The organism is Actinoplanes sp. NPDC051513 (assembly GCF_044454685.1).
Taxonomy (GTDB): Bacteria; Actinomycetota; Actinomycetes; order Mycobacteriales; family Micromonosporaceae; genus Actinoplanes.
Genome location: NZ_JBITDW010000002.1, coordinates 787,596 through 801,464, shown reverse-complemented (window position 1 = coordinate 801,464; position 13,869 = coordinate 787,596). Strand labels below are relative to the sequence as shown.

The 13,869-nt window shown below is 71.7% G+C and carries 11 protein-coding genes and 1 pseudogene; 5 read left to right on the top strand and 7 right to left on the bottom strand.

The genetic code is table 11. From position 1 onward, the window contains the following. The first annotated feature begins 95 nt into the window (after positions 1 to 95). Entirely contained in the window at positions 96 to 1,607 is a 1,512-nt protein-coding gene (locus tag ACIA5D_RS08965; RefSeq protein WP_396029504.1) for an alpha-N-arabinofuranosidase, read from the top strand. A gap of 166 nt (positions 1,608 to 1,773) precedes the next feature. Here the strand turns inward: ACIA5D_RS08965 and ACIA5D_RS08960 are convergent, their stop codons facing one another. The 5 genes and pseudogenes from ACIA5D_RS08960 to ACIA5D_RS08940 all read right to left on the bottom strand — a co-directional run bounded on the left by ACIA5D_RS08960 (position 1,774) and on the right by ACIA5D_RS08940 (position 5,421). Beyond that, a complete protein-coding gene (locus ACIA5D_RS08960; RefSeq protein WP_396029297.1) occupies positions 1,774 to 2,799 on the bottom strand; it encodes a DUF2278 family protein in 1,026 nt (341 codons plus the stop codon). 157 nt (positions 2,800 to 2,956) lie between these two features. Continuing rightward, on the bottom strand, positions 2,957 to 3,454 hold the full coding sequence (locus ACIA5D_RS08955; RefSeq protein ID WP_396029509.1) for a hypothetical protein: 498 nt from the start codon (positions 3,452 to 3,454) through the stop codon (positions 2,957 to 2,959). A 280-nt stretch (positions 3,455 to 3,734) separates the two neighbouring features. Further along, positions 3,735 to 3,851 (bottom strand): annotated as a pseudogene (locus ACIA5D_RS08950) (HIRAN domain-containing protein); the annotation flags it as partial. 199 nt (positions 3,852 to 4,050) lie between these two features. After that, positions 4,051 to 4,815 (bottom strand): S1 family peptidase, encoded by a 765-nt coding sequence (locus ACIA5D_RS08945; RefSeq protein WP_396029296.1) that lies wholly within the window; start codon positions 4,813 to 4,815, stop codon positions 4,051 to 4,053. Between the two features lie 27 nt (positions 4,816 to 4,842). Further along, entirely contained in the window at positions 4,843 to 5,421 is a 579-nt protein-coding gene (locus tag ACIA5D_RS08940) for a TetR family transcriptional regulator (RefSeq protein WP_396029295.1), read from the bottom strand. 114 nt (positions 5,422 to 5,535) lie between these two features. Between ACIA5D_RS08940 and ACIA5D_RS08935 the strand changes: the two genes are divergently transcribed. From ACIA5D_RS08935 to ACIA5D_RS08925, 3 genes are all read left to right on the top strand, one after another. Next, positions 5,536 to 6,978, top strand: coding sequence for an MFS transporter (locus tag ACIA5D_RS08935; RefSeq protein ID WP_396029294.1), 1,443 nt, complete (start codon positions 5,536 to 5,538; stop codon positions 6,976 to 6,978). A 94-nt stretch (positions 6,979 to 7,072) separates the two neighbouring features. Continuing rightward, a complete protein-coding gene (locus tag ACIA5D_RS08930; protein ID WP_396029293.1) occupies positions 7,073 to 8,716 on the top strand; it encodes a CotH kinase family protein in 1,644 nt (547 codons plus the stop codon). Further along, positions 8,713 to 9,507, top strand: coding sequence for a hypothetical protein (locus tag ACIA5D_RS08925; protein ID WP_396029292.1), 795 nt, complete (start codon positions 8,713 to 8,715; stop codon positions 9,505 to 9,507). Before ACIA5D_RS08930 ends, ACIA5D_RS08925 begins: the two co-directional genes overlap by 4 nt. A gap of 189 nt (positions 9,508 to 9,696) precedes the next feature. Here the strand turns inward: ACIA5D_RS08925 and ACIA5D_RS08920 are convergent, their stop codons facing one another. Both ACIA5D_RS08920 and ACIA5D_RS08915 read right to left on the bottom strand, forming a co-directional pair. Continuing rightward, positions 9,697 to 9,846, bottom strand: coding sequence for a hypothetical protein (locus ACIA5D_RS08920; RefSeq protein WP_396029291.1), 150 nt, complete (start codon positions 9,844 to 9,846; stop codon positions 9,697 to 9,699). Positions 9,847 to 10,086: 240 nt separating this feature from the next. Next, positions 10,087 to 13,074, bottom strand: a complete 2,988-nt coding sequence (locus ACIA5D_RS08915) for an AfsR/SARP family transcriptional regulator (protein WP_396029290.1) — start codon at positions 13,072 to 13,074, stop codon at positions 10,087 to 10,089. Positions 13,075 to 13,263: 189 nt separating this feature from the next. Here ACIA5D_RS08915 and ACIA5D_RS08910 point away from each other — a divergent pair, with 189 nt between their 5' ends. Further along, the gene (locus ACIA5D_RS08910) at positions 13,264 to 13,836 is read left to right on the top strand and encodes a hypothetical protein (protein ID WP_396029289.1); all 573 of its coding nucleotides are present in this window, start codon (positions 13,264 to 13,266) and stop codon (positions 13,834 to 13,836) included. Positions 13,837 to 13,869 lie beyond the last annotated feature (33 nt).

Here is a 13,869-nt window from a genome sequence, read left to right as displayed (position 1 = left end):
CGCACGCCGCGCCGTCCGCACGCCGCGCCGCCCGCACGCCGCGCCGCCCGCACGCCGCGCTCGCCCTCCTGCCCTGCTCGCATCCTGGGAGTCCCGTGCTTTCCGCTTCGTTTCGCCTCGACCCCGCCTTCACCATCGCGCCGGTCTCCCGCCGCACCTTCGGCTCGTTCGTCGAGCACATGGGCCGCTGCGTCTACACCGGCATCTACGAGCCGTCCCACCCGACCGCCGACGCCGACGGTTTCCGGCAGGACGTGCTGGCGCTCACCCGCGAGCTGGGCGTGTCGATCGTGCGCTATCCCGGCGGAAATTTCGTGTCCGGCTATCGCTGGGAGGACGGCATCGGGCCGGTCGCCGACCGCCCGGTTCGGCGCGATCTCGCCTGGCATTCGCTGGAGACCAACGAGGTCGGCATCGACGAGTTCATGCGCTGGGCCGAGAAGGCGGACGTCGAGGTCATGTACGCCCTGAACCTCGGCACCCGCGGCGTCCAGGAGGCGCTCGACGTGCACGAATACCTCAACCACCCGTCCGGCACCCGCCTGTCCGACCTGCGCCGGAGTTTCGGTTCGGACAAGCCCTACGCGATCCGGATGTTCTGCCTCGGCAACGAGCTCGACGGGCCGTGGCAGACCGGGCACAAAACCGCTGTCGAGTACGGGCGATTGGCGGCGGAAACGGCGCGGGCGCTGAAGGCCGCCGAGCCGGGGCTCGAGCTAATCGCGTGCGGCAGCTCCAACTCATCGATGCCGACGTTCGCCGCGTGGGAGTCTCAGGTCCTCGAGCTTTCGTACGACGCGGTCGACTACATCTCGGCGCACGCGTATTACGAGCCGATCGGCGGGGACGTGGCAAGTTTCCTCGCTTCGGCGGTGGACATGGACCATTTCGTGAACAGCGTGGTCGCCACCGCGGACAGCGTCGGCGCGCGGCTGAAGAGCAAGAAGAAGCTGCAGATCTCGTTCGACGAGTGGAACGTCTGGGCCCAGTCGAAGTTCGAGGCGACCCGGCAGACGTCGGAGTGGCCGATCGCGCCGCGCGTCATCGAGGACCAGTACGACGTCGCCGACGCGGTGGTGGTCGGCAGCCTGCTGATCTCGCTGCTGCGGCACAGCGACCGGGTGACCGCCGCCTGCCAGGCGCAGCTGGTGAACGTGATCGCCCCGATCCGCTCCGAGCCGGGCGGCCCCGCGTGGCGGCAGACGATCTTCCACCCGTTCGCGCTGACGTCCCGGCTGGCCCGCGGCGAGGTGCTCCGCGTCGAGATGCGCGCGCCGCTGTACTCGACGGCCCGCTTCGGCGACGTGCCCACGCTCGACGCCGTCGCCACCCATGACGACGCCACGGGCGACGTGGCGGTTCTCGTGGTGAACCGCTCGCTCACCGAACCGGCCGACCTCGCCGTCGGGGTGGCCGGTTTCGGGCGGGCCTTCCGGGTGGCCGAGTCCTGGACCCTGTCCGACGACGACCTGGCCGCCGCCAACACCGAGCAGCAGCCGGACCGCGTCGTCCCCCATGCGAACGAGACGGCGTGGGTCGAGGACGGCGAACTGCACGCGTCGCTGCCCCCGGTTTCGTGGACCGCGATCCGCCTCACCCCGGCGTGACAGCCGGGCCGGCCCGTCTCGCTCGGCCGGCCCGCGCGCGCTCATGCCGTCGAGGGCGGGCCGTGGTGGGCGACCGCGTCGACCACGCCGGGGCTGCCGCGGGCCGCGGCCATGACCTGAAGCGAGATTCGGGCGCGTGTGCTCAGGCCGTACGGAATCGCGGTTTTCAGAATGTGATCGTCCAGCCCTCCCGGGTGGACTGGTCGGCGGTGTAGGCGACGCCATCGACCTTGAGGCCCCGGGCATCGAGCAGGGTGATCGTGCCGCCCCGGTTGCCCAGCTGGACCGGGGGCGCGACAGTCACCCGCGTGGTTTCGCCTGCGGCCAGGCGACCGGTGAGCGAAAGTTTGTTGCCGGCGCGATCGGCGAGCTGCCAGCCGGCCAGGTCGATCTCGGCCGGTGAGGTGTTGAGGAGTGTGACAGTTTCGTGCTCGGGCGCGGGACCGACCGGGTTGGCCAGCGCGCCGACGATGCGCACCAGGTGGTCGGGCTCGCCGGGGCTCGGCGTGGGCGCGGGGCCCGGCTCGGGCACGTCGGGGAGCGTGTGGCCGGTCGTGTCGTCGGTGTGGAACGACTGCGACTGGAACGCCAGGAAGATCGCCACCCATTCACCCGTCTCGCTGCCGGGGAAATTCAGCAGCAGGCCGCCATCCTGGAAAACGCCGTCGTCGTCGGCGAAACGCCCGCTGTTGCCCTGATTCATATGGACGTCGTGGACGCCGTTGCCGGGCGAGAAATGGAATACCTTGTCCGGAGTGGCCGGTTCCGGGCCCCACGCCTGGCCGAACACGAACGCCCGCGCCGCATCGTCGCCGAGAGCGCGCCGCACATAATGGTCGAGAAAATCGCCGAGGTCGTTCTCGGGGCCCGGCTCGGCCGTCGGTACCGGACGCATCTGCTGCCGCTGGAACAGATTTCCGCGAATGCAGTCGAGGGCAGCGCCCGTCCCGTCGCTGGTCAGCTCGGTGAAGCCGTCGGGCAGCCCACCCACCCGGTCGAGGATCGGATGCTTGAAGTCGTCGACCGCGACGTAAAGCAGTTCCGGCGGCCGCTGCTGCGACCGCACATTGACCGCGGCCCGGTAATCCACTCCGTCGGCCCGCAAATGAATTTGATAATGAGGCGTATCCGTGGTCTCGATCCGGCGGTCCACGACGGCCGCCCGGAGAACTCCGTACCGTTTGATCGGCATGGCGCAGAGTCAATCACTGAACGCATCCCGGGTCAGTCAAAAGATCTACATTCCCCGCTCGCACAAGTCGTCTGTTCTTAACCGCGCGGAAGACAGACGTTCGGCGGCGAGCCTTGACCCCGAACATCCGCTCGACTTGCGGGACGGCCGCGCCTGACTACTCCCAGACGAGCTCCCACCATTGCCAGCCCTCCGGAGCGGGCGGCCAGGACGGGTCGGGGGTCCAGCCGGGCGGCGGCGTCCATCCGTCCGGCGGCTGCGGCCAGCCGGGTGGCACCGCGAACCGCACACCGGTCGGCGGCGGCGGAACGGGCCGGTGCGGCGCGGCCACGGCCGCGATCACCGGGGCGGCCACGGCTGCGGCCGCGATCACCGGGGCGGCCACGGCTGCGGCTGCGATCACCGGGGCGGGCGCGGCCGGTCCCAGCCAGCTGTGCGGGAGCTCGTGCGCCCGCAGGGCGTACAGCGTCACCTCCGCCTTGATCCGGTTGCCCTTGACCAGGGCGCGCGCCACCGTGGCACGTTCCTGCCCGGCGAGATGCTGAACGGCCGGCAGCAGGTCGCCGCTCATCTTCGGGCTGAGCTTGCCCACCCGCGCCCCGTCGATGCGGACCTCCACCACCACCTTCGCGGTGCGGGCCGACTGCTCCACCACCTCGTGCAGGGGTCGCGTGTGCCCAGCACTCCCCCTCGGGTCGCAGGAACGGCAGCAACGCGTCCAGATGCTGCTCCTCGCCGGTCACCTGGATGGCGTGTCCCGGCGGCAGCAGGCGGTGCGCGCCGCTCGGGGGCAGATTCGCGGGCGCGAGCAGGTGCGGTTCGGCGAGATCGAGGCGTACCGAACCGCGAAAGTTTCCGTCCCACGACGCGCCCCACACCCGGCACGCCACCTGCGGCGACCAGCCCTGCGTCACCAGATGGAAGAGCGCCGGCGAGTACCGGGCGGCCTCGTCGCGGGGCAGGTAGCCGACGAGCTGACCGCCGATCCGCACGGCGACCGCGTTCTGGTCGTGCCGGTTGCCGGGCTCGGGCACGAGCTCGGCAACCGCCATGACCTCGCTGCCGTCCACCTTGAAGTCGTTGCCGAGGACGTCCCGGATCGCGCTGGCGTAGTGCGACTCGCCGACGACGTCGGCGTGCGGATACCCGCGTTGGCCCCACAGGTCGAAGGGGATTGCCACCGACCGAAGGTAAATCCTCGGCCGCGCCGCGTACCCCCGCCGGTCGGGCAGCCGGGATGGGCCGACCGGCCTACCGCGACGAGAGGACGGTGTGGACCCAGGCGGCGATGTTGTCGACGCGGGCGGCGTTCTCGGTGGCGGTATGCGGGCAACTCGGGCCGTTGCTCACCACGGCGACCAGCTCGGGCGCGTGTTTCTTGCGCTCGACGAAATAAGGACCACCCGAGTCGTACGGGCAGGGGGTCGTGTCGGCGGCGGGCGCGTAACCGTGCAGCCCGACCACGGCGTCGCTCACGGAGACCACCTGCAGCTGGCCGGTCCGCAGGTGGGTCACCGGCGTGGGGTTGACGCTCGTGGTCGAGCCGTAGCCGGTGACACGGAGGATGTCGCCGATGCCGGGCGCCTTTGCGGACAGCCGGATCGGACGGACATGCCAGGCGGGAGTGTCGATCTCGGCCAGGGCGACGTCGGCCGTCGGGGACTGCCGGACGGCGATGACCGTCGCCTCGATGCCGTGATCGGTGTCGGTCAGGTCGGTGCGGCCGACTGTGGCGGTGGTCAGGTCGGCCACCGGGTGATCGACGCGCACGTTGTTCGCATCGCGGAAGCAATGACCGGCGGTGATCACCCAGCGCGGCGAGACCAGCGCGCCGGAGCAGGCGCTGTTCCGCTTGCCGCCGTCCGCGGTCGGGATGCCGGTCATGGTCAGCTTTACCGAGAACGTGTAGTGCCCGTCGGGAACCGGATCGCCGTCGGCGATGGCGTTTGCCGGGGTGGCGGCGCCCAGGACGAGCCCGAGAGCGGCGACGGCGGCGAGAGCGAAAGAGCGCGACATGCGGCCCAAGCTATCGACCGCCGGCAATCACCGCATCCCGGCCGGCGGCAGCAGAGCATCGATCAGCTTGCGCAGATGGCCCTCCAGCTGGGCTTCGGACGCCGACGCGATCGGTTCCATGCGGATCGACGAGCGCAACAGCGAGATGCCGATGGCGGCCGCGAAAACCATCTGGGCGCCGAGCAGCGATTGCTCGCCGCCGGCCAGGGCGGCCAGGCGTTCGGCGGACCCGCGCAGCACGTCGAGCCGGATCTCGTCGGCGCGCTCGTCGCCCGAGGATCGCAGCATCAGCGCGAGCTGGCCGGCCATGGCGCCGGACGACGAGCCCGCGATGTGGGCGGCCATCGTCGACGCGATGCGGTCGAGGCCGATTTCGCCGGTGCTGCGCCGCAGGTCTTCGCCCGCGTTGCGCAGGCACGCCTCGAACAGCCCCTCCTTGGACGCGAAGTAGCGGCTGATCAACGCCACGTTGACCCCGGCGTCGTCGGCGATGTCGCGGACCGTCGTGGCCGCGTACCCGTCCTCCGCGAACCGCCGGCGGGCCGCGTCGAGAAGGAGCTGTCGGGTTTTCGCCGCGTCGCGGCGGCGGGGCGGTGCGTCGGTCACGCCGAAAGCGTAACCGGCCGGACACCTGAAGTAAACGCGCGTTGACTTATCCGGGGCGCGGGTCTACCGTCGCCAAGTCAGCAGACGTTTACTTTCGTGTCCCGGGGGACATCCATGAAACAAGCACGCACCGGACGCGTCGTGCTCTTCCTCTCGCTCGGCGGCCTCGCCTTCGCCGTGCTCCAGTCGCTCGTCGCGCCGGCGCTGCCGGTGATCGCGCACGACCTCGGCGCCTCGACCGAGGACATCAGCTGGGTGCTCACCGCGTACCTGCTCGCCGCCTCGGTGCTCACGCCGATCCTCGGCCGGCTCGGCGACATGGTCGGCAAGCGGCGGGTCATGCTCGCCGTGCTGGTGATCCTCGCCGCCGGCACGCTGCTCGCCGCCCTCGCGCCCAGCCTGCCGGTGCTGATCGCCGCCCGCGCGCTGCAGGGCGCCGCCGGCGCGATCCTGCCGCTGTCGATCGGGATCGTCCGCGACGAGTTGCCCCGCGAGAAGGTCGGCGTCGTGGTCGGCCTGCTCTCGGCGATCTTCGGCATCGGCGCGGGGCTGGGCATCGTGGCCGCCGGCCCGATCGTCGACCACCTCTCCTGGCACTGGCTGTTCTGGCTGCCGCTGGTGCTGATCGGCATCGCGCTGGCCGGCGTGGCCTTCGGCGTGCCCGAGTCGCCGGTGCGCGCGCCCGGCAAACTCGACGTGCTCGGCGCCGGGATCCTCTCGGTGTCGCTGGTCGGCCTGCTGCTGGCGATCAGCAAGGGCCGCGAGTGGGGGTGGGCCGACACCAGGACCGTGACGCTGCTGATCGTCGGGGCCATCGCGCTCGTGGTTTTCGTGCTGGTGGAGCTGCGGGTCAAGGAGCCGCTCATCAACATGCGGCTGATGGCGCTGCGGGGCGTCTGGACGACCAACATCGTCGGCCTGACCTTCGGCTTCGCGATGTTCGGCACTTTCCTGCTGATCCCGACGCTGCTCGAGCTGCCGGCCATCACCGGGTACGGCTTCGGCAAGAGCGTCTCGCAGGCGGGCCTGTTCCTGCTGCCGACCACGCTGATGATGCTGGTCTTCGGCCCGCTTTCCGGCCTGCTCGAGCGAAAGTACGGCCCGAAACTGCCGCTGTTCCTCGGCTCGGTCGCGGTGGTCGCGGCCTTCGCCCTGCCCGCGATCGTCCACGACCAGGTGTGGCACCTGCTGATCTCCGGCTTCCTGACCGGCGCCGGCATCGGACTCGTCTTCGCGGCCATGTCCAACGCCATCATCGAGACCGTGCCGGCGACCCACACCGGCGAGGCGACCGGCGTCAACGCGATCGTCCGCACGGTCGGCGGCAGCGTCGGCAGCGCGGTGGTCGCCGCGATCGTCGCCTCGGACACGACGCCCCAGGGCATCCCCACCGACCAGGCGTTCACGACCGGTTTCTGGGCCTGCGCGGCGGTCGCGGTGATCGCCGTGATCGCGTCGCTCGCGCTGCCGCCGGCCCGCAAGCGCCACGACGAGGCGGTCGAGGTGGGTGTCGAGGACCTGCCGCCGGAGCCGGCCGAGCTGCATCTGCACCGATAAGACGGGCCGGGTTTGTCCTCACTTCCGGGTGATCGGCAGGCAGATCTCCGACTCAGCTCTTCTCCCCCGGGCCTGGCGGGCGCCTCATCGTGGGATGGACGAGAAGCAGTTCCGGCAGATGCTCGAGGACCGGGCGATCGTGGTGGCCGACGTGCCGTCCGGGATCGCCCGGGACCTCGCGGCCGCGGCGAACCGTCCGGCCGGGCCCGGCGACGCGACACTGCGGACGAAAGTGGAGTTCGAGGCGCTCTTCGCCGCCATCCAGGGAACGGCCGGCCCGGGACCCGAAGCGGAACGGCTGGCCGGCACGTACGCGAAAAGCTCCATCGGAAAGGAGGAGTTCTTCGCCCGGACGATGTACCAGGTCGCGATCACCGACTGGCCGGCCGCCGAGATGAAGCCGGAGGAGCCGGTGGTGGCCACCGGCGACGCGCGGATCGGCGTGTGGCGCGCGGATCCGGCGGACCAGCGGCGGGTTCCGCCGCCCGACGACGCCGGGGTGCTCTTCACGACGACGACATTTTCGCTGGTGAACAGCGGCAACAAGACGAAATTCGCGCCGAAGCGGTCGTGGAAGGTCGACGTCGAGCCGGGCGAGGACGACGACAAGATCGTCGGGATGCCGCGGCTCAACCTCAAGTCGATGTACAACGACCCGTCCCAGATGCGCGAGGGGATCGCCTGGCCGCTGCTGCGCCGCGCGGGCGTGCCGGCGGCGCGGCACACCTACGCCCGGGTCGCGATCAACGGTGGCTACCAGGGGCTGTACTCGCTGATCGAGCAGGTCGACAAGGGCTTCCTGCGCGACAATTTCGGCGCCAACTTTCGCGGCAACCTGTACAAGGCCTACTGCGGCGACATCGGCTGCGCGACCCTCGAGCACCGCGTGGGACCCGGCGGCGACGACAGCGGCCGGCAGTACTTCACCCGGCACGACCACCCCGACCTGACCTACCGGCTCAAGACCAACGAGGACGATCAGGACCTCAACGGGTACGACGACCTGGCGCGCCTCATCCGGGTCATCAACGACCGGCCGCTGGACGCCGATGCCGTCGAGGAAATTTTCGACGTCCGCGCTTTCCTGCGCTGGGCGGGCCTCAACGTGCTTCTCGGCAGCTGGGACAACTACTTCGCGACCCCGGCGAACTACTACCTCTACAACTCGGGCCGGGCCGGCGGGGCGAAAGATTTCCTCGACCGGCCGTACTTCACGTTCATCCCGTGGGACTACGACAACTGCCTGGGGATCGACTACTTCGCCACGGCGTGGCAGTACACCGACCTGCTCGACTGGCCCGCCAGCACGAAGGCGTACCACGAGGGCAAGGGCCTGTCCCGGATCCCGCTCGTGCAGAACCTCCTCGCCAACCACGTTTTCGCCCAGTACTACCTCGACCACCTCGATTTCCTGCTGGAAACGGACTTCACCCCGCAGGCGCTGACCGGCCGGATGGACGGGCTCTGGCCGCGGGTCGTCCCCTCCGCGTACCTCGAGGCGGACTTCCCGCACTCGGCGCCGTTCACCGGGCGGCAGTTCAGCAACGACGAGGTCTACCGGGCGGGGCACGAACAGCAGGAGTTGCGGCACGACAAGCAGTTCGTGCTCGGCGTGCGCCACTACGCACGGATGCGGTGCGACAGTGCCCGCGAGCAGCTCACCGCGCTGCGATCGCGGTATCCGGCCGGGGCCAGCGGCGCGCACTTTCCCGCCGTACACGAAAACCCTCCGGCGTGATCCGCGGAGCTCGGCTGCGAGATCTGCTGCCGGCCGGCTCGCCGAGCCGGCTCGAGGCCAGCGGGGTGATCGCCGCCGACGGCCGCTACCTGGTCGTGTGCGACAACCTGCGCGCGATCGCCGTGATCGACGCCGATCTGGACCGGGCGGCGGCCAACGTGCTGACGGCGACCGGGCCCGGACCGGGAAACGGCTACGAGGACATCGCCCGCGACCCGGTCACCGGCCACCTCTTCCTGCTGGTCGAGTCGGCCGAGCGGGACGGCGGCCATCAGGCGCGGGTCGAGGAGTACGACGAAAGTTTCCACCTCGTCGCGACGGGCTGGCTCGAGTACCCCATCCCCCGCCCCAACAAGGGCATCGAGGGCCTCGAGTTCGTCCGCCGCGACGACGGCGTGTACCTGCTCGGCCTGCACGAAAGCGGCGGCCTGCTGGTATTTCGGCCCGGCCGGCGAAACTGGCGGCACGTCGCCACCGTCGACCTGCCCGCGGGCCTGCCGCTTGCCGACTTCGCCGGCCTCTCGCTGGCCGGCGCCCGCCTCGCCCTGCTCTCCCAGGAATCCGCCGCGCTGTGGGTCGGCGAGCTCGCCCCGGACAAGTGGACGGCCACCGGCCCGGGCCGCGTCCACCGCTTCCCCAGCGGCCACTGCACGGTCGAGGGCGTGTGCTGGCTCGGCCCGCAGCGCGTCGTCATGGTCTCCGACCGCGCCAAACGCGACTCCCAGCCCGCCCACTGCCGCGAGAAGGAGGAGTCGCTGCACGTCGTCGACCTCGACGACCTCACGAATTGACCCAAGGCGCGGGAACGGGACCAGCATCGCCACGACCGCGGGGGCGTGCCGTGAAGCCTTCCGGTTCTCTGCCGCGAAAATGGCGGTGCGCCGGCGACCCGGGACCGGGCCGCCGGCGCACATCGGCAACGGCGTCGAATCGCTCGCCGCACACGCTCCGGCCGGGCCGGAACGTGCGCGGCGCTGCCGTCAGACGCAGCGCTGGAGCAGGTTGTCCCAGCTGGTGCTGCCGGGGCAGGTGATCGCCTCGGCGTGGCCGGGAGCCGCGGAGGGCGCCACCAGGGCGATGGCGATCGCGGCGATGAGCGTGACCAGGAAGTGTCGGTGACGAGCGCGCATGACCATTCCTTTCGGGAAGGGTTGCGAAATCTGCCGGTTGATGGGCCCGCGCGTTGTCGCCCCGCCCGGCCGAGCGGAAGCGGTGGAGGCCGGCCGGCCTCCCCGCGCGTGCCCTGCGCGCAATCGACGGCAAGTTCGCCGCTCCGGCCCGGTCGTACGCCACGTCCCGGAAGCCGCAACCTTACTGTCACTAGGACACTAAACGGTTTCCAGTGTTTGTGTCAAGGAGACATCAATAGATCAGGCGTGCCTGCGGTCCGGCGTGGGCACGCCGGTGGCGTCGTAGACCTCGCCGACCTGCCGCCGGGCCGAGGCCGCGGCTTCCGGCAAACCCCGTGACGCGTACGCCTCGGCCAGCGTCACCAGGGCTTCGACCTCCAGGTGGATCGCCCCACAGGAGCGGAACGCGGCCTGGGCTCTCAGCAGGGCGGCCGTCCGATCGTCCGCACGTGACACGGGCGAGGGGGCCGGGGCGAGCGCGGCCAGCGAAAGCCAGATCCGCCCGACGAGCCCGGCGTCCGCGCCCTCGGCGGCCAGGGCGCCCGCGAGGTCGAGCCGTTCCCGGGCCGAGTCGAGATCCCCGGCCGCGAGCGCGAGCGCGCCGAGCCCGTGCAGCGCATACGCCTGCCCCAGCGGCGGCGCGCCGTCGAGGACCTCCTCGAACGCCTCCCCCGCCGCGCCGAGGTCGCCGCGCGCGAGGTGGGCGCACCCGATCCAGTAGAGCGTCGGCTTGAGCACCCGTGCGTTGCCCTGCTCGCGCGCCACCCGTTCGGCCTCGCGCAGCGTCCGCACCGCGGCGTCGGCGTCGCCGCGGTCGAGCTGGGTCTGGCCGATGAAGCGCAGCGTCTGCTGGACGCCCACGTCGTCGCCGCTGCGCCGGTACCCGTCGAGGGCCTCGGTGAACAGCTTGAGGGGCCGGGCGAGCTCACCGCGGCGGCGCAGCGCGTTGGCGAGGGTGCGCAGCGCGATCGCCCGGCCGTGCCGCTCCCCCGCCTCGGTGAGCAGCCGCGACGCGGTCTCGAGCTCGGGCACGCCGGAGACGCCGGGGCTGCCGCTGGCGACCAGCGGAGGCTGGCCCAGCGCGGTCAGCACCAGGGCCTCGCCGCGCCGGTCCCCCGCCGCGCGGCAGGCGGCCAGGGCGATCTCGTGGGTGACCCGCCAGTCGTCGAAGTAGCCGCGCTGCGCGTAGAACTCGTGTGCCGAGACGGCCAGGTCCCAGCACAGCTCGGTGAGCCCGAGCGTGGCGGCCTGCTCGATCGTGGCGCGCAGGTTGAGCCGTTCCCGATCGAGCCATTCGAGGGGTTTCGCGGTCGCGGCGGAAAGTTCCGCCGGTGGCACGGTGACGTCGGGCAGGTCGCTGTGCACCACGTCGAACGGTCCGCCGTAGATCGCCTCGTGCGCCCGGCGGGTCAGGGTGAGCAGCGCGCGGCAAACGCGAGCCGGCACGTCGGCCGAATCCGGGGCGTGGGCCCGGGCGTAGTCGCGGGTCAGGTCGTGGAAGCGGTAGCGCGGACCGGCGGCGGCCGGCTCGATCAGGCCGACGGCGGCCAGCTGGGACAGCGCCCGGCCGGCCGCCGGGCCCGGCTCGTCCAGCACGGCGGCCGCCGCCCACTCGCCGAAGGTGGGCAGGCCGAGCAGGCCCAGGCCGAGGAAGAGTGTCCGGGCACGCTCGTCGAGCGGCGCCAGGCCGGCCCCCAGCGTGCGGGCGAGGCTCTGCTGCCCGTACTCGAAGGCGGCGGGACCCTGATCGCTCAGCCGGCGCAGCAGCTCGGCCGTCGGCTGGTGGAAATCTTCCACCCGCAGCATCGCGGCGATGCGCAACGCCAGCGGCAGCCCGCCGCAGAGCCCTACCACCGCCGCGACCGCGTCGTCCTCGCCGGCGAGGTCGACGTTGCCGGCCCCCACGATCTTACGAAAGAGCGCGGAGGCGGTTTCGTCATCGAGCGCGCCGAGCGGCGCGACCTGGTGGGTGGCCGCCTCGATGCCGGGCAGCCGGCGCCGCGCGGTGACCAGCACGACGCAGTCGCCACCGCCGGGGATGATGTCGCGGATCTGCGCGCTGTCGGCGGCGTCGTCGAGCACCACGAGCATCCGGCGGTCGGCGGCGAGCGAGCGGAACAGCGCGGCCCGTTCGCGCAGCGTCTCCGGCACGGCCGGCTCGCCCAGCCCGCGCAGGAACTCGGCGAGCACCTCGGCCGGATCGGACGGCTGGCCCGTGGTGCCGCGCAGGTCGGCCCAGAGCTGGCCGCCCGGGTACGCGTCGGCGGCGGCGTGCGCGGCGGTCAGCGCGAGCGCGGTCTTGCCCATCCCGCCCGCGCCCGAGATGACCAGCACCCTCATCCGGGGCTCGCGCAGCAGCCAGGTGAGCTCGGCGAGCAGGCCCTCGCGGCCGACGAAATGGGCCGGGCCGGCCGGCAGCTGGCGGGGCAGAGGCGGCGGCTTCACCGCCACCGCGGGCGGCGCCGGGCGGGCCTCGGCGCCGATCGTCTTGGCGACCTCGTCGTCGTTGCGGATCGCCATGGCGTACGCGAGGCGGCGCAGTGTCCGGTCGGCACCGCCGCCCGCCTCCTCGAAACTCTCGTACGCGGCGGTCGCGTCGTCGGCGTGCCCGCCCCGGTAGAGCGCGATCATCCGCAGCCGGCAGAGCTGGGCGTCCTCGGGGTACTCCGCGGCGAACTGCTCGAGATCGTCCAGGACGGTCGCGTGCTCGCCCCGTTCGATCTCCAGCGTGAAGAGACGGATCGCGCAGCGCTTGCGGCGGGCGCGCAACGCCTCGATCTCCCGGCCGAACGCGCCGAGCGGGACGTTCGAAAGGGGACGCGGGCCGCGCCACAGGCCGAGCGCGTCGCGAAGGTGGTCGATCTCCTCGCCGGCCTCGCCCTTGGCCCGATCCGCGTCGGCGCACTCCACGAGGTGCTGGAAGGCGAGAAGGTCCAACTCGTCGTCGGTGGCCTGCAACCCGTACCCGAAACGATTGTAGGTTTTGATCGCGTCGGGCCGGCCGGCCTCGGCGAAAAGCTTGCGCAGCGCCGAGACCGCCTTGTGCAGTTGCGCGGGGCGCACGTCGGTCTCGCCCCACGCGGCCTCGATCAGGTCCGGAGTGGACAGTTGCCGGTTCGCCCGGATGAGCAGCGCGGCGAGCACCGCCAGCGCATGGCCGCGGGGCAGCTCGACGGGCGCGCCGCTCGAGGCGCGAACCTCGAGTTCGCCCAGCACCCCATAGATCACTCCGCCGCCTCCTCACGCCGCCACGATCCGGAGCCACGCCGTCACGGTAAGAGCATTTCGCCCGCTCGCACCATCGCCGGGAGGGGTAGTCGGGATGTTCGGAACCGAAACGGAAGCGCTCCGGTAGCTCACTGTGGCCGAATCGCGGTGTGATTCCGCCTCATCAAGCCAACGCGACGGGGGTGCGCGATGACCCATCGCCTGTACGGCAGCATCGACCGGCTGACCGACTGCGAGCAACGCCCGCTGCGGCCGATCGGGATGAGCGTTCAGGAGGTGGCGGCGCGCACACGAGATCTACTGGCGCGGCTCGGTGAGGCGCCGGGGGTGCGGGTGATCGCGGGACTGCGGCTCAGCACGGGCGTGCCGCCGATAGCTTTCGCGGTCAGCGCCGGTCACCGTGTCGTGCTGGTCGAGCCGGTGGCCTGGCCGGCGGGCGCCTACTCGACGACGCCGCAGGGTGGGGTGCTGTGCGACGGCACCTACATCGGCCAGTCGGTGCACCCGCTGCTCGGCGCGGTCCGTCACCTGCGGCGCAGGCTGCACAAGCGCGAGGTGGCGGCGATCGTCGTGGTGCATCCGTCGGGGGCGGGGACGCCGGCGCTGCCTCCGACGGCGCCGGCCGGGCTGTCCTGGCTGCCGCCGGAGGAGGTGTGCCGGCATCTCGTCGGCCGTCTGCGCTCCCGGGTGAGCGTCCGGCGGAAACTTTCCATCGGCCGCATGGCGGTGGAAGGCAAACGGAAGGACGCCACGACAGCCTGAAGGGGCCGCTCGCGGGTGGGCGGACCCGCGGGC